Source organism: Lentzea flava (assembly GCF_014648475.1).
GTDB lineage: Bacteria > Actinomycetota > Actinomycetes > Mycobacteriales > Pseudonocardiaceae > Lentzea > Lentzea flava.
The window spans coordinates 134,086-147,322 of the sequence record NZ_BMRE01000004.1 but is presented as its reverse complement, the minus strand read 5'-3'; the positions used below and the strand labels follow the sequence as shown (position 1 = coordinate 147,322).

Here is a 13,237-nt window from a genome sequence, read left to right as displayed (position 1 = left end):
GCGAGGGTGAACGATTCCCCCGCCCGCCTCCCTCTGCGCACCGCGGCCGCAGTGAAACTGGGCAACCTGAGCTCCACGCTGTCCCAGAAGATGGGTCTCGGCGCAGGCGGCATGATCGGCGGCCGGGTGGCGCTGAAGCTCGACCCGCAGGCGCTGAACCGCTTGACGCAGGGCCGCAAGGTCGCCGTGGTGACCGGCACGAACGGCAAGACCACCAGCACGATGATGCTGGCCAGGGCCGTCTCCGCACTCGGTGAGGTCGCCACGAACCACAGCGGCGCCAACATGCCCGACGGTCACGTCACGGCGCTGTCGAAGCAGCCGGACGCCCCGTACGCCGTGCTGGAGTGCGACGAGGGCTACTTCCCCGCCGTCGCCGGTGCGAGCAACCCGGCCGTCGCGGTGATCCTGAACCTGTCCCGCGACCAGCTGGACCGGGTCGGCGAGGTGCGCACCATCGAGCGCTCGCTGCGCGACACCATCACCGCGCTGACGGACTGCACGATCGTCGCCAACTGCGACGACGTGATGGTGACGAGCGCGGCCTGGAACGCGCAGAAGGTCATCTGGGTCGCCACCGGCACCGGCTGGCACCACGACTCGGCGAGCTGCCCGCGCTGCGGCAACCCGATCCAGTGGCAGGGCGAGCACTGGCACTGCACGGGCTGCGACCTCGCGCGCCCGCACCCGAACTGGATCACCGCCGACGAGGCGATGATCACGCCGGACCACCAGAAGCTCGAGCTGCGGCTCACGCTGCCGGGCAAGTTCAACCAGGCCAACGCCGTCATGGCGTCGGCAGCCGCCCACGCGCTGGGCGTGCCCACGGACGAGGCGGTCCGCCGGCTGCGCGGCGTCTCCAACGTGAGCGGCCGCTACCGCACGATCCACCGCAACGGCCGCAGCGCGCGCCTTCTGCTGAGCAAGAACCCGGCGGGCTGGAGCGAGACCCTCACGGTCGTCAAGGAGGCCAACCACCCGGCCGTCCTGGTGATCAACGCTCACGAGGCCGACGGCCGCGACCTGAGCTGGCTGTGGGACGTGCCGTTCGAACGGCTGCGGGGCCGCACGGTCATCGCGTCCGGCGAGCGCGCGACCGATCTCGCCGTCCGCCTGACCTACGCCGAGGTCGAGCACACGATCGTGCCCGACCCGCTGAAGGCCATCGACCAGATGCCGCAGGGGGCGGTCGAGGTCATCGCCAACTACACCGCGTTCCGCGACTTGAATGCCAGGGCTGCCGCTGATGAGTGAGTCGACAATCCAGATCGCGCTCGTGCTGCCGGATCTCCTCGGCACCTACGGGGACTTCGGCAACGCCGTGGTGCTCGAGAAGCGCATGACGTGGCGCGGGATCAAAGCCGAGATCGTGCCGATCAACTACGGCCAGCCGGTGCCCGACTCGTGCGACATCTACGTCGTCGGCGGCGGTGAGGACACGGCCCAGACGCTCGCCGTGAAGCACCTGCGCGAGCACCCCGGCCTGCAGCGCGCCGTCACGAAGAACGCCGTGGTGCTGGGCGTCTGCGCCGGCATCCAGATCTTCGGCGAGAGCTTCACCCGTGCCGACAACGTCACCCACCCCGGCATGGGCCTGATCGACTCGACCTCGCACGCCGGCGGCAGCCGCGCGATCGGCGAGGTGCTCGCGGAGCCCGCCAACGGCCTGTTCGAAGGCGTGCTGACGGGGTTCGAGAACCACCAGGGCCGCACCGTGCTGGGCCCGTCCGCCCAGCCGCTCGCGCACGTCAAGGTCGGCACCGGCAACGACGGCAGCGTCGAGGGCGCGGTTCAGGGCCGGATCGTGTGCACCTACCTGCACGGCCCGGTGCTCCCGCGCAACCCGCAGCTCGCCGACCTGCTGATCGAGTGGGCGACGGGCACGAAGGTCGCGCCGCTCGACCTGCCCGCCGTCACCGCTATGCGTGCGGAGCGAGTTCGGGCAGCGTCCTGAGCCGTTCGGCGACGCCAGGCCAGATCACGGCCATCACGTAGTCGGTCGCGAGCGCGGGTCCCACCGAGGGCCTGCGCTCGCACCACACGGCGAGCCGTTCACACGCGCCGACGACGATCTCGGCGAACGCCTCCGCCTCCAGCTGGTCGATCTCCGGCGCGAACGACACCAGCACGGACCCGATCATGTCCGTCTGCTGCTGCCTGATCCCCTCGACCTCCTCCTGCGCCGACGGCACGGCGATCGCCGCCTCCTGCCGCAGCAACGCCCAGGACCGCTGGTGGTCGACGATGAACTCGAAGAACGCCCTGAGCCCCAGCCTGAGGAACTCCTCCGGGGTGCCGGCGCCCGCGATCGCCGCCGCCGTCTTCTCGCGCAGCTCGGTGCGCGCCCGGTGGATGCAGCCGATGAGCAGGCCTTCTTTCGAACCGAAGTACTCGTAGAGCATCGGCTTGGAGACGCCGACGCGTTCGGCGATCTCGTCCATCGACGTGGCCAGATACCCCTGCTCGGCGAAGATCTCCTCGGCGACGGTGAGCATCTGCGCCATGCGCTGGGCCTTGGGCATGCGGCGCCGCGGAGCAGTCACGAACGGAGTCTACCGCTCGTAACTTACTTCGAGTAACCTACTGCGAAGTAGGCAACGCCCAGCGGAGGGACGTCCCATGCATCGAGAGACGAAAGTGCTCGTCATCGGCACCGGCTTCGCCGGCCTCGGCATGGCCGTCGAGCTGAAGCGGCGCGGCGAGCAGAACTTCGTGGTCCTCGAGAAGGCGAGCGACCTCGGTGGCACGTGGCGGGACAACTCCTACCCCGGCTGCGCGTGTGACGTGCCGTCGCACATGTACTCGTTCTCGTTCGAGCTGAACCCGAAGTGGTCGCGGATGTTCGCCGAACAGGGCGAGATCTGGGACTACCTGAAGCGGGTCGCGGACAAGTACCGGCTGCGGCCGCACATCCGCTTCAACACCAAGGTCTCCGGCGCGCAGTGGGACGACGAGGCCAAGCGCTGGCACGTGACGACCGAGCAGGGCGACACGTACACCGCCCAGGCCCTGGTCGCGGGCGTCGGCGCGTTGCACATCCCGAACATCCCGGAGCTGCCGGGCATCGAGAACTTCACCGGCAAGACGTTCCACTCCGCGCAGTGGGACCACGACTACGACCTGACCGGCAAGCGCGTCGCCGTCGTCGGCACGGGCGCGTCCGCGATCCAGTTCGTGCCGAAGATCGCGCCTCAGGTCGGGTCGATGAAGATCTTCCAGCGCACCCCGCCGTGGATCATGCCCAAGGCCGACCGCGAGATCACCGGCCGGGAGCAGAAGCTGTTCCGCGCCTTGCCCTTCACGCAACGGCTCTACCGGAACTTCGTGTACTGGGTCCGCGAGTCGTCGGCGCTGGGGTTCGCGGTCAACCCTCGCATCATGCAGTTCGCTCAGGGCATCGCGTTGCGGCACATGAAGAAGCAGGTGCCGGACGCCTCGTTGCGGCGCAAGCTGAAGCCCGACTACACGATGGGCTGCAAGCGCGTACTGATCTCCAACGACTACTACCCCGCGCTCGGCTACCCGAACGTCGACCTGGTGACGGACAAGATCTCCGAGGTGCGCGAGTCGTCCATCGTGGACAGTGCGGGCGTCGAGCACGAGGTCGACGTCATCATCTACGGCACCGGTTTCCACGTCACCGACTCGTTCGACTACCTGGACGTCCAGGGCAAGGGTGGCGTCGACCTCGCGAAGAAGTGGCGCGAGCAGGGGATCGAGACCTACTACGGCATCACGGTCTCGGGCTTCCCCAACCTGTTCTTCCTGCTGGGCCCCAACACCGGACTCGGCCACAACTCGGTCGTCTTCATGATCGAGTCGCAGATCCGGTACATCTCGCAGTGCCTCCGGCTCCTCGACAAACACCGCGCAGCGGAGCTGGACGTGCGGCTGGAGGCCCAGCAGGAGTTCAACGCCGAGATTCAGCGCAAGCTCACCAAGGGCGTGTGGACCCAGGGTGGCTGCCAGAGCTGGTACCTCGACGCGCAGGGCGTGAACCGCACCGTGTGGCCGGGCTTCACCTGGCGGTACTGGATGCGGACCAAGCGCGTGCGCGCCGAGGACTACGTGCTCACTACGGCTTCACGATGACCTTCAGGGCGGTCCGCTCGTCCATCGCCTGGTAGCCCTGGGCGACGTCGTCGAGCGAGACCGTCTTGTCGAACACGGGACCGGGGTCGATCCGCCCGGCGAGCACGTCGGCCAGCAGCTCCGGCAGGTACGCGCGCACCGGCGCGACACCGCCGCCGATGCTGATGTTGCGGCCGAACAGCTTGCCGAGCGGCAGCCCCGGCATCTCGTGCGGCACACCGACGTACCCGATCCTGCCGCCGTCGCGCACAATGCCCATCGCGGTCTCCCACGACTGCTCGGTGCCGACGCACTCCAGGACCGCGGACGCACCGAGGCCGCCGGTCATCTCCTTGATGCGCTCGACCGCGGCCTCACCGCGCTCGGCGACCTGGTCCGTGGCACCGAAGAGCTTGGCGATCTTCGCGCGGTCCTCGTGCCGTCCCATCGCGATGATCCGCTCGGCACCGAGCCTCTTGGCCGCGAGCACGCCGCACAGGCCGACCGCGCCGTCACCGACGACCGCGACCGTGCTGCCCGGCCCGACGCCCGCGCCAACGGCAGCGTGGTGGCCGGTGCCCATCACGTCGGACAGGCTGAGGAAGGCGGGCAGCAGCTCCGGCGACGCGTCGGCCGGCACGCGCACGAGGGTGCCGTCGGCCAGCGGCACGCGCACGGCCTGGCCCTGGCCTCCGTCGCTGCCCTTGCTGCCCCAGAAGCCACCCGACGGGCACGAGGTCTGCAGCCCGGCCTGGCAGTACGCGCAGGTGCCGTCACTCCACACGAACGGCGCGATCACGCGGTCGCCGACGTTGACGGTGGTGACCTCGCTGCCGACCTCTTCGACGATGCCGAGGAACTCGTGCCCGATCCGCTGCCCGCTCTCGCGCTTGGCGACACCGCGGTACGCCCACAGGTCGCTGCCGCAGATGCACGCGAGCTCGACCCGGACGACGACGTCCCCCGCCTCCTTGACGGCCGCGTCCGGCACCTCCTCAACGCGGATGTCACGGGTGCCGTAGATCGTCGTAGCCCGCACGTGGCGCCTCCTCTGCCTCGTTGCCCAACCGTGACATGGTCCTCCTGCCGGGCCGTTCCCGCCGAATCGAGACGCTGTGGAATTGGTTACGCCTACCATCGGTGAGGTGCTGATCGACACCGGCGCGGGCGCGCTGAAACCAGAGGTCTCCGACGGTCTGGTGCGGGCGCGCGGTGTCCGATATGCGACAGCTTCCCGGTTCGCCGAGCCGGAACCGTACACATGGGACGGTGTGCTCGACGCGACCAGGCGCGGCCCCGCCTGCCCGCAGCCGCCGTCGTCGCTGCTCGCCGTCGTCGGCAACTCGGTAGAGGGCCTGACGTTCGACGAGCACTGCCAGGTTCTCTCGGTCACCGCTCCCGTCGACGCGTCGGGGTTGCCGGTGATGGTCTGGTTCCACGGCGGCGCCTACGTGACGGGCAGCGGCGAGTCGGTGAAGTACGACGCCTCGCTGCTGGCCCTGGAAGGCGTCGTCGTGGTGAGCGTGAGCTACCGGCTCGGCGTCTTCGGCTACCTGAACGGAAATCTGGGCCTGCTGGACCAGCTGGTCGCGTTGCGGTGGGTGCGCGACAACATCGCCGCGTTCGGCGGCAACCCGTCGAACGTGACGGCGTTCGGCCAATCGGCGGGCGCGGACTCGGTCTACGCGCTGATGCTGACCTCGACCGAACCCCTGTTCCACCGCGCGATCCTGCAGAGCGCCCCGCTGGGCGCCCGCGGCCCCGAGCGCGCCGAGATGACCGCCGCGCTGCGTTCGTTCGTCTCGGTCGACGCCTCCACCCCGGTGGACGACATCCTGACCGTCCAGCAGGAGGTGCCGGCCGTCGTGGCGCGGTTCGCCCCGGCCTCCGGCATGCCGTTCGGCCCGGAACTCGGCCCGGTCGACCTCGCCCCGGCGGCGTCACGTGTCGAACTTCTCGTCGGGCACACCGCCGACGACGCCAGCCCGTACGTGGCTGCCAGCCCCGAGGCCTGGGAGATCGCGACCGAGCTGGTGTTCGCCGGTCCTGCTCGCCGGCTGGCCGCGGACTGGATCACGGCGGGCGGTCAGGCGGCCACCTTCAACTTCAGGTGGGCGCCTGCTGGCGCGCCTTTGGGTGCGTGCCACTGCATGGAGCTGCCGTTCCTGTTCGACCCGGCGGGGTGGGCGGGCGCGGGCATGCTGGCCGGGCAGCAGCCGGATCCGGCGCTGGCGCGGACCGTGCGGGGGCTGTGGGCCGGGTTCGCGCGAAACGGGATGGACGCTCTGCCATCGCGCTCGCTCGAACTCGGCGGGTAACGGCGCCGACGCGGTGTGTCGGCACGGACGCGCCACTGCCCGCGTTGCGTCCCGGTCCTGCCTCTGGACCGGATTCGTCCGAAACGGGATGGACGCCCTGCCGCCACGCTGGCTTGAATTGGGCGGGTGACCGACCGCGAGCGTTTGCGCACCACGTTCAGCGAGGACGCGGCCCGCTACCACCGGGCCCGTCCCGGCTACCCGACAGAGCTGTTCGCGCAGCTGGCAGAGCTGTTCGCGCACCCGGCCGACCGGCGCATCCTGGAGATCGGCCCGGGAACCGGCCAGGCCACGCTGCCGCTGACCGCGCTGGGCGAGGTGACCGCGGTGGAGCTGAGCCCGGAGCTGGCCGCCATCGCCCGCGAACACGCACCCCTCGCCCACGTCGAGGTAGCGCCGTTCGAGGAGTGGCCGCTACCCGCGGAACCGTTCGACCTCGTGGTGTCCGCGACGGCGTTCCACTGGCTCGACCCGCGGACCCGCATGGCCAAGTGCGCGGCCGCGTTGAAGCCGGGCGGCGCACTGGCCGTGATCTCCACGCACCACATCGCCGGCGGCACCGAGCAGTTCTTCGTGGACGTGCAGGAGTGCTACGAGCGCTGGGATCCCGCGACTCCGCCGGGCCTCAGGCTGTCGCCGGCGGACCACATCCCGCGCGAGTTCGACGAGAGCCCCGAGTTCGACGAACCGGAGTTCCACAGGTACGAGTGGGAGCAGGCCTACGACACCGAGGCGTACGTCGACCTGCTCCTCACGTATTCGAACCACATCGCGCTACCGGCCCGCGACCAGCTGATCGCGGACATCAGGCGCCTGATCGACACGCGCCACGGCTGCCGGGTCACCAAGCGGTACCTGACCCAGCTCGCCATCGCTCGCGTGCCAAGCGGTACCTGACCCAGCTCGCCGTCGCTCGCATACCAAGCGGTACCTGACCCAGCTCGCCATCGCTCGCATACCAAGCGGTACCTGACCCAGCTCGCCATCGCTCGCATACCAAGCGGTACCTGACCCAGCTCGCCGTCGCTCGCGTCAGGACCGGCGAGACCGGCGCGCCATGACCACGGCCGCGCCGCCCGCGCCCACGAGGGCGAGACCGCCGAGGCCCAGCGGCAGCACGTCGAAGCCGGTGAACGCCAGTTCGTCGGCTGCGGCGGCCGTCTGAGCCGGTGCCTGAGGCGCACCGCCACCAGGCGGCGGAGGCGTCTCGGTGCTGCTCGAAGGCGGCGGGGTCGACGGCGGAGTGGACGGAGGCGTCGAAGGCGGCGTCTCGCCGGGCTTGCAGCCCGTGTGCGCCGGGTTCGTGCGGCCCACACCGTGGTTGGTGTCGCACTCGTAGCCCGCGTTGGCGTCCGAGCCGCCGGGCAGCTGGCCGGGCGGGTTCTTGTTGTCCGCTTTGCCCACGCAGCCCGCGCACGGCTTGCCGACCGCTTCGCCGCCGCCGTTGCCGTTGCCGGACGGGGAGCCGTCGCGCGTCGAGTCGTACGGGCCGTGGTCGTTCGCGCCGTTGCCGGTGAAGTCCGCGTTGGACGGCGGCTGCGGCACCGAAGTGTCCTGGGTGGACTGTCCTGGTGGGACCTGGGGGTTGTGCGTGATCCCGTTCCCCTTGCCGTCACCGGGATCGGCGAGCCCCAGTCCGGGGGCCAGCGCCAGAGCGGCGGCTGCGGCGAGGGCAGGGAGGAGCCGAGTTGCTTTCATAGCTTGAATATATGGCGGTCTGTGAGCCGCGTTACACCGCTACCCACAGACCGCTTCAAGAAACACGCTACGAACAGGTGATCCGCGGAGACGCCCAGTCACCGTGGTCGGAATTGATGCCGTCACCGGCGTCCGTGATGACCAACCGCAAGTTCTCGGCTTCGGTCAGTGACGCGGTCAGCTTCTTCGCCGGATAGGTTCCGGTGAGCCGCCCGGAATCCGCCACCTTTGTTGAATCTGCGAACAACTGGAAGACGACCGAACCCTTGCCCGCGGCCACTTCGTCGTCGACGCCGACGTCCACAGTGATCGAAGAGCACTTGCGACCGAGGTAGAACTCGATGGTCGACGCGGCGTGCGCACCGAAACCGCGAGAGTGCGTGACACCGTTGATCGTCAGGGTCTTGCCGTCACCGGCGGCCTGGTTGCCGACAGACCTGTCGATCTCCACCGGGCCCCAGCCGTTCGTCGACGAGGTCGCCTCGAACGCGGACAGGTCGGACACACCGGCGGGCGGGGTCGGCCGCGGACCGTCCCCCTTGGACACGCGGTACATCACGGTGGCGAGCGACGGCACCGAAGCCGAGATCGTGCCGGTCGTGGTGCGCGTGGACTTCGTCCAGAGGTCCTTCAGCACAGCGGGCCCGGACATGCCGATCTCGGACAGCGAGGTCGAGATCGTCTGCGTGGAGCCGGACTTGTTGAACAGCGCCACGGCCTTGTCGCCGTTCGCCAGCGGCTTCACGATCACGTCGACGCCGGTCTTGCCGGTGGTGCGGATCCGCTTGCCCTGCACGCCGAGCTTGTCCTGGTCGACCGCGATGACGTCCTTGTTCTCCAGGATCGTGAACGTGTCCTGGTTGACCTTGCGCAGATCCGAACCGATCAGCAACGGCGCGGCCATGATCGCCCACAGCGAGAAGTGACTGCGGTACTGAACTGCGGACATCTTGCCGTTGCCGACCTCGAGCATGTCGGGGTCGTTCCAGTGGCCAGGACCGGCGTACTTGTCCAGCACGACGTTCTTCTCGTAGATGTCCATCGTGCGCGGCCACGTGTCGTTGATGTCACCGGTCGTACGCCACAGATGTCCCGTGTCGGAGGCCCACTCCCACGGCTTGTTCTGGCCCCACTCGCACAACGAGAACACGATCGGACGACCGGTCTTCTTCAACGCGTCACGCATCTTGCGGTAGCGCTGCTTCGCGTCGACGCCCTGGTTGTTGCAGTTGTCGTACTTCAGGTAGTCGACGCCCCACGACGCGAACTGCTGGGCATCGGACTCCTCGTGGCCCAACCCACCAGGAAAACCGTTGTCCTTGTTGCAGGTCTTCGTGCCCGCCGAGGTGTAGATGCCGAACTTCAGGCCCTTCGAGTGCACGTAGTCGGCGACTGCCTTGATGCCGTTGGGAAAGCGCGTCTTGTTGGGGACGAGCTTGCCCTGGGCGTCGCGGGTCTTCTCGGCCCAGCAGTCGTCGATGTTGACGTACTCGTAGCCCGCGTCCTTGAGGCCGCGGGAGACGAAGATGTCGGCGATGCCCTTGACCATCGCCTCGTTGAACTCCGCGCGGCAGGCGGTGGTGTTCCAGTTGTTGAAGCCCATCGGTGGGGTCAGGGCGAGGCCGTCCGGTAACGCCTCCGCGGCGGGGGCGACCAGGACGGCGCTGACCACGGCGGTCAGCACGGCCAGGGACAGGGTGCGCATGGGGCTTTCCTTTCCGAACATCACGCGGGTAGACCCCAGGGCTTGCCGGGGGTCGTGATGGCGACCGGCCGCACGGCCAGGTCGGGGCGGCGGCCCCTGGGGTGCACCAGGACTTCCTGCCCGCGGGCCAACGGGATCTCGAAGGTCCCGTCGCCGCGGTCGTGGTACCGGACGGGGCGGCCGGACGGCGTCACCACGGACACCGGGCCGGCGATGCCGTGCCGCAGCACCAACGGCTCGCCCGCGCGGCTGCGGACGAGCACGAACTGGGTCTTGCCACCGGAACGCTTCGCGGTGACCGAGAATCCGCCTTCACAGGAGTGGTCGGCGATGACGACGTCCGGCCACGCGGACGGCACGGCGGGGAACACCCGGACGATGCCGCCCCAGCTCTGGCAGACGAAGTCGTGGATCGTCTGCGCGCCGGACAGCGGGGTCTCCACGACGGGGCCCGCCTCGGTGTACATCGTGTTCTCGAGCACCGGGTAGCGCTTGGTCGTGTCGAACATCTTCAGGAAGTACGCGTAGGCCTCGTCGCCGCGGAACATGCGCGCGGCGATCGAGCCGGAACCGGAGTAGCTGTAGCCGCGGTGCGCGGGTTCGAGCGACATCCAGTGGTGCAGCGACTTCTCGATCAGCTCGCGGTTCTCCTGTTGCTCCCAGTTCACCGTCATCAGCGGGAACGTCGCGAGCAGGTGCGAGAAGTGCCGGTGCGAGTTCACGAACGGCACCCCGGCGCCGATCATGAACCCGTTCTCGTTCACCGGGTACGGGGTGAGGTCGCGCAGCACCTCGGCCCACTTCGGCGCCAGCGGGTCGTCGATCTTGAGCAGCTTCGCGGAGTCGATCAACGTCTGACAGCCCCACCTGATCAGCTGCAGGTCGTAGTTGCAGTCGGGGGCGTCGCCGTACTCGGGCGAGGTCGTGACGTCGAGGTGCAGCTTGCCGTCGTTGCCCTTCTTGAGGAAGTGCAGGTAGTAGTTGATCGACCGGCGCAGCAGCGGGAACACGACGTCGGAGAGGATCCGGACGTCCATGCTGTGCCGGTACGACAGCCAGACGTTGTGCAGCGCCCACGTGAGGTTGCCGAGCTCCTTCACGCCGGTGCCGCCCGTGCCCGGCTCGTGGAGCGTGCCGAGGTTGGACGTCGTCCGGTCGGTGCTGCGGCCCACGCCGGCGGAGTCGTGCCGGTACTGCTCCTTGACGTTGCGGACGAGCTGGTCCTGGTTGTCCTTCAGGGTGGTGGTGATCGAGTCGAGCTCCAGGTGGTTGGAGCCGTGGATCAGCCAGTACTCCAGCTGCACGTTGAGGTTCCACCAGGCGGCGGCCCACGGCGTCTTCTCGAGCCACGGGCCGGTCGTCGCCATCACCGGGCTGCCCGCGCGCGAGCCGGACGCGATCTTGTAGAGCTGGATCCAGTAGAACGACTGCAGCCGCTGGTCGCCGAACGACAGGAAGCTCTTCCGGTAGAAGGCGTTCCACCACTTGCGATGCGACCTGACCAGCGATCCGCCGAGCATCGCCGCCTCACGTACGGCCTTGAGCACGATCCGGTCGGCGGCGGCCTCCGGGTAGGTGTGCGCGACCGAGAGCAACAGCCGTTGCGTGCCACCGGTGGTGGTGAGCCGGAAAGCGGTTGCCGTCTGGCCGCCCGCGTTCAGCGCCTGGGTCACGAGCGTTTCGCGGCCGTCGGCTTTCGTCACGGGGTCGGGGTTGAGCACGTAGCCGTCCGGCAGCGGGTTGAAGTCCGCGCGCGGCGGAATCGCTCTGGACGGCACGAACTCCAACACGGGCTTCTCGGTGCCGGTCGCCGAGACGGTCAGCGCCAGCACCGAGCGTTCGGTGTGGATGTAGACGGCGAACGAGATCACGCCCAGGGACGTGGTCACGGTTCCACGCAGCTCCGCGTTCCACAGGTCCAGGCGCCAGTCGACGGCCGAAACGGTGCCGGCGGCGGTCATCTTCAGGTTTCCGACAGGAAGTCTGCACACCCCGAACTGGCTGCCGCCGGTGGTGCGGTGGTCCTGCACGTCGGCGTGCTGCACGGTGAACCGCACGGTGTTGCCCTCGGCATACACGACGCTGCCGAGCCTGCCGTCACCGAGGAACGGCGCCTGCCCGTACTGGGTCGGAGGCCTCCGCCAAACGAGATCCTGCTGGCCGATGAAGTCCCGCCAGTCGCGTTCCGACATGCCGGCGCACTCGAAGACATCCGAGGGCCCGGTCTCCTTCCCGGTCGCGACCCCCGTCTGGGCGAGCAGCACCGCCGCCGTGGTTCCGCCGATGAAACCCCGCCTGCCAAAGACCATTACCCGCTCCTCGCCCGCGCATGACGACAACTACGTCTCGCTGCGCGGCGGTGCAGCTTGGTCCAGACAAGTGGGAAAGGTAGGAGTTCTGGGTCACATCGCGCAAGAGCCAACTAACCGCAACACGAAGCAACAACCCGGTGCTGGTCACCCTGCGAGATGGGGAAGACGCCTAGGATGTCCCGCCAAAGGGGCGGGGAGACGACGCACGAGCCGTGCCCTGGTACGAGGAGGTGGCATGGCCGTGTCGACAGCGGCGTTCAACGAGGGCAGGGTCCCCCAGCGGGGCCGTCCTCGCGACGCCAGCAGGGACGACGCATTACGTCAGGCAGCGCTCGAGGTGATGGCCGAGGTCGGATACCGGGCTCTCACCATGGACGCCGTGGCAGCACGCGCACGGGCGGGCAAAGCCACGATCTACCGGCGGTGGGAGTCGAAGCTCGATCTCGTGATCGACACGTGCACCCAGCTCGCCACGCAGAACCTCGCGGCACCGGACACCGGATCCCTCGCAGGTGACCTGCGCGAGTTCCTCTCGTCGTTCGCCGCGTTCCTCTCCGGACCGATCGGCAAGGCCGCCCAGGCACTCGTCGGCGAACTGCCGCACGAGCCGGAGCTGGCATCGGCGTTCCGGGAGACGTTCCTGATCTCGCAGCGCGACGTCCTGCGCGGAATTCTCGACCGCGCCGCCGAACGGGGCGAGCTCAAGGCGGACGCCCCGCGCGGCATGGCCGTCGAGATCGCGGGCGCGGCGCTGATCTACCGGCTGATGCTCACCGGTGACCCGCTCGACGAGCCGTTCGTGGAGAAGGTCGTCGAGCAGGTGCTCCTACCGTTGGTGCACGCCTAGCGGAACAGCTTGCGGACCAGCGCGAAGCCGACCACCGCACCGACCGCGATCAGCGTGTACTTGACCTTGGGCTGGCTCAGCACGTCGAGCACGGACGACTTGCCCTGCTCGACGAGCTTCTGCGGGTTCGCCCGCTCGCTGAGCTCGTCCAGGGTGGCGGCCAGCGCGGTGCGAGCCTGTTCGATCTCGCGCTGGATGGTGTCGGGATCGCGAGCCACATGTCCTCCTAGCAGCGGTTCTGGGCCCAACCGTAGTGGACGACCGGCAGCGCGGCTTCGAGCGACCC

12 protein-coding genes are annotated in these 13,237 nt (G+C 68.9%); 6 read left to right on the top strand and 6 right to left on the bottom strand.

Translation table 11 applies throughout. The annotated features are described in order from the left end of the window. The first annotated feature begins 6 nt into the window (after positions 1 to 6). Both IEZ09_RS08915 and IEZ09_RS08910 read left to right on the top strand, forming a co-directional pair. A complete protein-coding gene (locus IEZ09_RS08915; RefSeq protein ID WP_229812370.1) occupies positions 7 to 1,254 on the top strand; it encodes a MurT ligase domain-containing protein in 1,248 nt (415 codons plus the stop codon). After that, a complete protein-coding gene (locus IEZ09_RS08910) occupies positions 1,247 to 1,954 on the top strand; it encodes a type 1 glutamine amidotransferase (protein WP_189253120.1) in 708 nt (235 codons plus the stop codon). The genes IEZ09_RS08915 and IEZ09_RS08910 overlap by 8 nt, the downstream gene beginning before the upstream one ends. Here IEZ09_RS08910 and IEZ09_RS08905 read toward each other — a convergent pair. Further along, a complete protein-coding gene (locus tag IEZ09_RS08905) occupies positions 1,920 to 2,504 on the bottom strand; it encodes a TetR/AcrR family transcriptional regulator (RefSeq protein ID WP_189253249.1) in 585 nt (194 codons plus the stop codon). The genes IEZ09_RS08910 and IEZ09_RS08905 overlap by 35 nt on opposite strands. Positions 2,505 to 2,619: 115 nt before the next feature. On the opposite strand from IEZ09_RS08905, the gene IEZ09_RS08900 reads away from it, so the two are divergent. Further along, positions 2,620 to 4,092 carry a flavin-containing monooxygenase gene (locus tag IEZ09_RS08900; RefSeq protein WP_189253119.1) on the top strand — a complete coding sequence of 491 codons (1,473 nt, stop codon included), beginning with the start codon at positions 2,620 to 2,622 and terminating at the stop codon, positions 4,090 to 4,092. On the opposite strand, the gene IEZ09_RS08895 is transcribed toward IEZ09_RS08900, so the two are convergent. Further along, on the bottom strand, positions 4,076 to 5,110 hold the full coding sequence (locus tag IEZ09_RS08895; protein WP_189253118.1) for a zinc-dependent alcohol dehydrogenase family protein: 1,035 nt from the start codon (positions 5,108 to 5,110) through the stop codon (positions 4,076 to 4,078). The two genes, IEZ09_RS08900 and IEZ09_RS08895, sit on opposite strands and share 17 nt — an antisense overlap. Positions 5,111 to 5,216: 106 nt before the next feature. Here IEZ09_RS08895 and IEZ09_RS08890 point away from each other — a divergent pair, with 106 nt between their 5' ends. Together IEZ09_RS08890 and IEZ09_RS08885 are read left to right on the top strand one after the other, a co-directional pair. After that, entirely contained in the window at positions 5,217 to 6,389 is a 1,173-nt protein-coding gene (locus IEZ09_RS08890; protein ID WP_229812369.1) for a carboxylesterase family protein, read from the top strand. Between the two features lie 126 nt (positions 6,390 to 6,515). Further along, entirely contained in the window at positions 6,516 to 7,286 is a 771-nt protein-coding gene (locus tag IEZ09_RS08885) for a class I SAM-dependent methyltransferase (protein ID WP_189253117.1), read from the top strand. A 135-nt stretch (positions 7,287 to 7,421) separates the two neighbouring features. On the opposite strand, the gene IEZ09_RS08880 is transcribed toward IEZ09_RS08885, so the two are convergent. From IEZ09_RS08880 to IEZ09_RS08870, 3 genes are all read right to left on the bottom strand, one after another. Beyond that, entirely contained in the window at positions 7,422 to 8,087 is a 666-nt protein-coding gene (locus IEZ09_RS08880) for a hypothetical protein (RefSeq protein WP_189253116.1), read from the bottom strand. A gap of 67 nt (positions 8,088 to 8,154) precedes the next feature. Beyond that, on the bottom strand, positions 8,155 to 9,792 hold the full coding sequence (locus tag IEZ09_RS08875) for an NPCBM/NEW2 domain-containing protein (RefSeq protein WP_229812368.1): 1,638 nt from the start codon (positions 9,790 to 9,792) through the stop codon (positions 8,155 to 8,157). Between the two features lie 20 nt (positions 9,793 to 9,812). Continuing rightward, complete coding sequence (locus IEZ09_RS08870) at positions 9,813 to 12,101, bottom strand: glycosyl hydrolase family 95 catalytic domain-containing protein (RefSeq protein ID WP_229812367.1); 2,289 nt, start codon at positions 12,099 to 12,101, stop codon at positions 9,813 to 9,815. A gap of 238 nt (positions 12,102 to 12,339) precedes the next feature. Between IEZ09_RS08870 and IEZ09_RS08865 the strand changes: the two genes are divergently transcribed. After that, positions 12,340 to 12,951, top strand: coding sequence for a TetR/AcrR family transcriptional regulator (locus tag IEZ09_RS08865; RefSeq protein WP_229812366.1), 612 nt, complete (start codon positions 12,340 to 12,342; stop codon positions 12,949 to 12,951). On the opposite strand, the gene IEZ09_RS08860 is transcribed toward IEZ09_RS08865, so the two are convergent. Then, complete coding sequence (locus IEZ09_RS08860) at positions 12,948 to 13,169, bottom strand: DUF3618 domain-containing protein (protein WP_030469566.1); 222 nt, start codon at positions 13,167 to 13,169, stop codon at positions 12,948 to 12,950. The genes IEZ09_RS08865 and IEZ09_RS08860 overlap by 4 nt on opposite strands. Between the last annotated feature and the right edge of the window lie 68 nt (positions 13,170 to 13,237).

Coding starts and splice junctions, on each gene's coding strand:
- IEZ09_RS08910 (WP_189253120.1), top strand. CDS start 1,247: ATGAGTGAGTCGACAATCCAGATCGCGCTCGTGCTGCCGGATCTCCTC.
- IEZ09_RS08905 (WP_189253249.1), bottom strand. CDS start 2,504: ATGGCGCAGATGCTCACCGTCGCCGAGGAGATCTTCGCCGAGCAGGGG.
- IEZ09_RS08900 (WP_189253119.1), top strand. CDS start 2,620: ATGCATCGAGAGACGAAAGTGCTCGTCATCGGCACCGGCTTCGCCGGC.
- IEZ09_RS08880 (WP_189253116.1), bottom strand. CDS start 8,087: ATGAAAGCAACTCGGCTCCTCCCTGCCCTCGCCGCAGCCGCCGCTCTG.
- IEZ09_RS08875 (WP_229812368.1), bottom strand. CDS start 9,792: ATGCGCACCCTGTCCCTGGCCGTGCTGACCGCCGTGGTCAGCGCCGTC.
- IEZ09_RS08870 (WP_229812367.1), bottom strand. CDS start 12,101: ATGGTCTTTGGCAGGCGGGGTTTCATCGGCGGAACCACGGCGGCGGTG.
- IEZ09_RS08865 (WP_229812366.1), top strand. CDS start 12,340: ATGGCCGTGTCGACAGCGGCGTTCAACGAGGGCAGGGTCCCCCAGCGG.